Raw genomic sequence first — 5,138 nt, 5'->3', positions numbered from 1 at the left:
TGCCGAGCTCAACCAGCTCCTGAGTTTTTTAAGCGAAGAGAGCCCTGAGGCAGCGCCCTCTACCAGCCCCCTGCCGTTCTTCAACCTGGCCGCCTGAGCGGTCACCTATGATACACCCTACGCCAACTACCAGGGGAGCTCGTCGGCGTAGGGAATCCAGATATTCTTTACCTGGGTCGCAGCCCGTAGAAAAACATCGTGGCGCGGCTGTGTACCAGGCTTGAGGCACCAGGTTCGCTTAAGATTTCCCACCGACGCCGTCTCAACCAGCGCTGCATTCTCCCCGACATACCAGACTCCGTCCACATCATCGTGCTCTGCCAGGGTCTTCATCAAGGTGTCGCGCTCGCCCGTGACAAGATTGACCACGCCTCCCGGGACATCGCTGGTTTCGAGGACTTGATAGAAATCCGTGGCGGAGAGAGGATGCGCCTCCGAGGGAACCACGATCACGGTATTGCCCAGCGCGATTGCCGGAGCAATAAATCGAATCAGTCCAAGAAGCGGCGGCTCCGTCGGGCAAGCGATTCCCAGCACCCCGAGCGGCTCCGGCATTGCCAATACGACACTCTTTTGCACGGTTCGGTGAACCGTTCCCTCGTTTTTATCTGCCCATGCGGCCCAGAAGAAGAGCTGCGCAATGGCCTCCTCCACTTCAGAGACACCGTCGTGCCCCGTCTGCAATGCGATACGTGTCGCAAACTCCGCCGTCCGGTAGCTTAAGCTCTCCGCGAGATAGTACAGAATCTGGGCCCGGTTGTGGCCGCTCGCCCCCCCCCAGCCAGACGAAGCCGCCCGCGCTGCCTCCACTGCATTACGGAGGTCTTTGCGGTTACCCTCGCCCACAAGACCAAGCATCTCGCCCTGCGAACTGTGGACTTCGCGGCTATAGCCCGAGTCGGGCCGCGCCTGCTTACCGCCAATATAAAGCTTCGCCGTTTGATCGAGATTTCGCCTCTGACTACCCTCTCCTTGACTCCCCTCTCCCACCCGCGCAGCGGGCTTGTTATGGGGAGAGGGGCTGGGAGTGAGGGCCACAGAGTTGGGGGTGAGGGCAACCAAATACTCCCAGAGCCCCTCTTTGCCGCCCTCGCGCCCGAAGCCCGACTCGCGGTAGCCTCCAAACCCGGCGGCGGCGTCAAAGAGATTCGTCCCGTTGATCCAGACTGTGCCCGCCTTGAGCTTGGGAGCGGTTTCCAGGCACTGGTTGATACTCTCCGACCAGAGAGACGCCGCCAGGCCGTAGGGAGTGTTGTTCGCTAGGGCGACGGCCTCGGCGGGCGTGCGGAACGACAGGGCCACGAGCACCGGGCCGAAGATCTCCTCCTGCACAACCCGCGACGCGGGGGAGACACCCGTGAGGAGTGTGGGCGGGTAGAAACAGCCGTCTTTCGGGCACGGAGTGCTGGGCTGGAAAAGTCTCGCCCCCTCTGCCACGCCTGCTTTCACTAGCTCGTCAATGCGTGCAAGCTGCAGGGGCGCGATAATCGCCCCAATATCGGTCACTTTATCCAGCGGATCACCGACACGCAGCGTCTCCATGCGCCGCCTGAGCTTGCCTAGAAAGCGCTTTTCGATACTTTCCTGTACTAAGAGTCGGCTTCCCGCGCAGCAGACCTGCCCCTGGTTGAACCAGATCGCATCCACGACGCCCTCAACAGCAGCGTCTAGGTCGGCATCCTCAAAGACAATAAACGGGGACTTACCCCCCAGCTCCAGGGTCAATTTCTTGCCCGTTCCCGCGGTCGCCTTTCGAATTTGTCGCCCGACTTCCGTGGAGCCCGTGAAAGCGATCTTGTTCACATCAGGATGAGCAACCAGCGCAGCGCCCGTGGCACCATCGCCGGTGACGATATTCACGACGCCTGGTGGCAGCCCGATCTCCTGGCAAATCTGCGCAAAGAGGAGCGCAGTGAGCGAGGTAAACTCAGCGGGTTTCAGCACTACGGTGCAGCCCGCCGCCAGTGCAGGTGCGATCTTCCAGGAAAGCATGAGCAACGGGAAATTCCACGGAATGATCTGGCCGCAGACCCCCACCGCCTCGTAGCCGGGGTACTCCGTCTCAAGCAGGGTCGCCCAGCCCGCATGGTGGTAAAAATGCCGAATGACTAGCGGAATATCAATGTCACGAGTCTCACGGATCGGCTTGCCGTTATCAAGCGTCTCCAGCACCGCAAAGAGCCGGGCGTGCTTCTGCACCTGCCGCGCCAGCGCGTAGAGAAAGCGTGCCCGCTGTGCCCCTCCAAGTGCTTTCCAGCCAGCGAGTGCCGCGCTTGCCGCCGTGACAGCCGCCGCGATATCGGTGTCGGTGCCTTGACCAATCAGAGCCAATACTTTGCCATTTGCCGGATTCATACTGGGAAAATGCGAGCCAGATACCGTCCACGCACCGCCGATAAAGTGCCCGAATCCCTCGGCGTGCGTTGCAAGCCACTCCTGCGCCGGGGCCGCACTCTCAGGCGCAGGGCCGTAGTCCATGGTCTGAAAAATCTCCACGATGCTCATAGAGAAAATACGGCTTTGAGGAGATCCTCACGCGTCACGATGCCCACCAGCTTGCCCGTGGAATCAACGATGGGCAGACGATTGATCTTCCTGCTGATCAGGGTGCGTGTCGCTTCGACAACCGTGGTTTCCTCGGTGGCTGTCTGGAGGTTGGTGGACATCACGGAGCGTACACAGAGATCCGCACCGTCGTGGTAGAGGCGCTGAAGGATCTCCTCGGAGGCCACAAAGAACCCAAAGGCCGCCGTTCGGGGAAGCGCCGCTCGTTTGCGCGCCTCGTTCAGCAAGTCCGACTCCGAAAGAATGCCCACCAGGTTGCCCTGAGCATCTACCACAGGTGCTCCACTGATCTGCTTCTCCGAGAGCAACGCCGCTGCCTCACGCAGCGTTGCGTCTTCCGATATTGTCACGACATCGCGGGTCATGATCCCAGCAATAGTTTGCATAGGGTTACTTCACCAGGAGGGCGTACTCGGTTTTGGTGCGATAGGTCTGACCGGGCATCAGGATCGTGCTGGGAAAGTTCTTATGGTTTGGAGAGTCCGGGAAGTGCTGCGTCTCCAGACAGATACCGGAGTACTGAACATACTTCCAGCCGCCCTTACCCGTGAGTGTGCCATCCAGGAAGTTCCCTGTGTAGAACTGTAAGCCGGGCTGGTCGGTTCGGATCTCTAGGAGGCGGCCTGTGGTAGCTTCGGAGAGACGTGCGACAGTTGCGTAGCCCTTGGCTCCTGGCAGGAGAACATAGTTCAGGTCATAGCCGATATTGGGCTCTTTTCCGCCCGCTGCTAGTAGTCGGTCACCGACGATGGCAGGCTGAGCGAAGAAGTCATAGGGAGTGTCAACCACGGGCAAGATCTTGCCCGTGGGCAGGAGATCCTCATCGCCTTCCGTGTAGCTCTTTGCTGCGATATAGAGCTCGTGATCCAGAATCGTCCCCTTGCCTTTAAGGTTGAAATAGGCATGGTTCGTTAAGTTAATCGGGCACGGCTTATCGGTTGTCGCGGCGTACTCCATCTTGAGGGTATTGGCTTCGGTAAGTGTGTAGATCACCGATGCGTTCACGTTGCCGGGGTAGCCTTCTTCGCCGTCTTTGCTGAAGTAGGTAAACTGCACCGCCGGGCCATTGGGCCGTGCGACAATCTGAGCCTTCCAGATTACTTTATCCCACGCCTTCGGGCCACCACCGTGCAAGTGGTTGGGCGGGTTGTTCGTCGCGAGCTTGTAGGTCTTGCCCCCCAGGGTGAAGCGCCCCTTGCCGATGCGGTTACAGTACCGCCCGACCGTGGACCCCATGTACGGGTGCCCCTTCTCGTACTTCGCAACACTGTCAAAACCCAGACAGATGTCGGCCATCTTGCCGTCTTTGTCCGGCGTGTGGAGCTCGGTCAGAGTCGCGCCGTAGGTCATGATCTTTGCAACAAGACCATTCTTGTTGGTCAGAGTGTAGATATCTACTGCAGCTCCACTCTTGAGCTTGCCAAACGACGATTTCGTAACGCCTGCCATGTCTTCTTCCATTCCTTCCTCACAAACGAGTTCAACGCCATTGTACCAGTCATGGTATACTGTGGCACGGGCCGCACCCATGCGGCCCGTATTTTTATTGCCATGTTCACCGAACTTACCCCCCAAAAAACCACCAAGTATATCTTTGTCACGGGCGGCGTCGTCAGCTCTATCGGCAAGGGGATCACCTCCGCCGCGCTGGGACGTTTGCTAAGAAACCGGGGCTTTCAGGTCACGCTGATGAAGCTTGATCCCTACATTAACGTGGATGCAGGCACGATGAACCCCTTTCAGCACGGCGAGGTCTTTGTCACCGACGATGGCGCGGAGACGGATCTGGATCTGGGGCACTACGAGCGGTTTGTGGACATCAGCCTGAGCCGCTCTGCCAGCGTGACAACGGGCGTTGTTTACGGAGCCGTGATTGCTAAGGAGCGGCGCGGCGACTATCTGGGCGGAACCGTCCAGGTGATTCCTCACATCACCAACGAGATCAAGGAGCGCATTGTCGCTCTGGGAAAATCCACGGGCGCGGATGTGGTTCTGGCGGAGGTCGGCGGCACGGTGGGAGATATCGAGGGGCTGCCCTTTCTGGAAGCGATCCGCCAGATGAAGCGCGATGCGGGGCCCGGTAATGTCCTCTTTGTGCATGTCACACTGATTCCCAGTGTCGGTCCCTGGAATGAGATCAAGACCAAGCCAACGCAGCACTCCGTCGTCCGTCTGCGCGAGGTCGGAATCGCGCCCGATGTTCTGGTATGCCGCGTTAAAGAGGGCCTCTCCGCAGAGCACCGCGAGAAGATCGCGCTCTTTTGCGACGTGGATGCCGAGGCCGTTATCTCCGCGCGGGATGTTGAGACGATCTACGAGATTCCAGTTATCTATGAGGAAGAGGGCTTTGCCAGCCTCGTCACCCGCCGTCTGGGCCTCCCCCAAACCGAAGCTAATCTTGATGAGTGGAAGACTATCGTTCAGCGTGTTCTTCACCCGGAACACACCGTCAAAGTAGCGGTCGTCGGAAAGTATGTCCAGAATGGGGATGCCTATATCTCCATCGCGGAGAGCCTGAAGCACGCGGGAATCGCCCACAACTGTCATGTTGAGCTGGACTGGGTAGACTCCGA

At 59.1% G+C, this 5,138-nt stretch carries 4 protein-coding genes; 1 reads left to right on the top strand and 3 read right to left on the bottom strand.

Translation table 11 applies throughout. The annotated features are described in order from the left end of the window. Positions 1-126: 126 nt before the first annotated feature. The 3 genes from ACH2EH_RS08655 to ACH2EH_RS08645 are packed head-to-tail and all read right to left on the bottom strand — an operon-like array spanning position 127 to position 4,014. The gene (locus tag ACH2EH_RS08655) at positions 127-2,505 is read right to left on the bottom strand and encodes an aldehyde dehydrogenase family protein (RefSeq protein WP_395140802.1); all 2,379 of its coding nucleotides are present in this window, start codon (positions 2,503-2,505) and stop codon (positions 127-129) included. Further along, positions 2,502-2,951, bottom strand: coding sequence for a CBS domain-containing protein (locus ACH2EH_RS08650; RefSeq protein ID WP_395140800.1), 450 nt, complete (start codon positions 2,949-2,951; stop codon positions 2,502-2,504). The genes ACH2EH_RS08655 and ACH2EH_RS08650 overlap by 4 nt, the downstream gene beginning before the upstream one ends. Before the next feature lie 4 nt (positions 2,952-2,955). Next, positions 2,956-4,014 (bottom strand): aldose epimerase family protein, encoded by a 1,059-nt coding sequence (locus tag ACH2EH_RS08645; RefSeq protein ID WP_395140798.1) that lies wholly within the window; start codon positions 4,012-4,014, stop codon positions 2,956-2,958. 102 nt (positions 4,015-4,116) lie between these two features. On the opposite strand from ACH2EH_RS08645, the gene ACH2EH_RS08640 reads away from it, so the two are divergent. Further along, a partial coding sequence (locus tag ACH2EH_RS08640) for a CTP synthase (RefSeq protein ID WP_395140804.1) occupies positions 4,117-5,138 on the top strand: 1,022 nt, incomplete at its 3' end.

The sequence above is a fragment of the Armatimonas sp. genome (genome assembly GCF_043760365.1).
Taxonomy (GTDB): Bacteria; Armatimonadota; Armatimonadia; order Armatimonadales; family Armatimonadaceae; genus Armatimonas.
Note: the sequence above shows the minus strand (reverse complement) of the source record. Positions and strands in the feature narration are given on the sequence as shown.

What these genes read in the sequence shown, in the direction of transcription:
- ACH2EH_RS08650 (WP_395140800.1), bottom strand. Translation starts at nt 2,951, where the DNA reads ATGCAAACTATTGCTGGGATCATGACCCGCGATGTCGTGACAATATCG.
- ACH2EH_RS08655 (WP_395140802.1), bottom strand. Translation starts at nt 2,505, where the DNA reads ATGAGCATCGTGGAGATTTTTCAGACCATGGACTACGGCCCTGCGCCT.
- ACH2EH_RS08645 (WP_395140798.1), bottom strand. Translation starts at nt 4,014, where the DNA reads ATGGCAGGCGTTACGAAATCGTCGTTTGGCAAGCTCAAGAGTGGAGCT.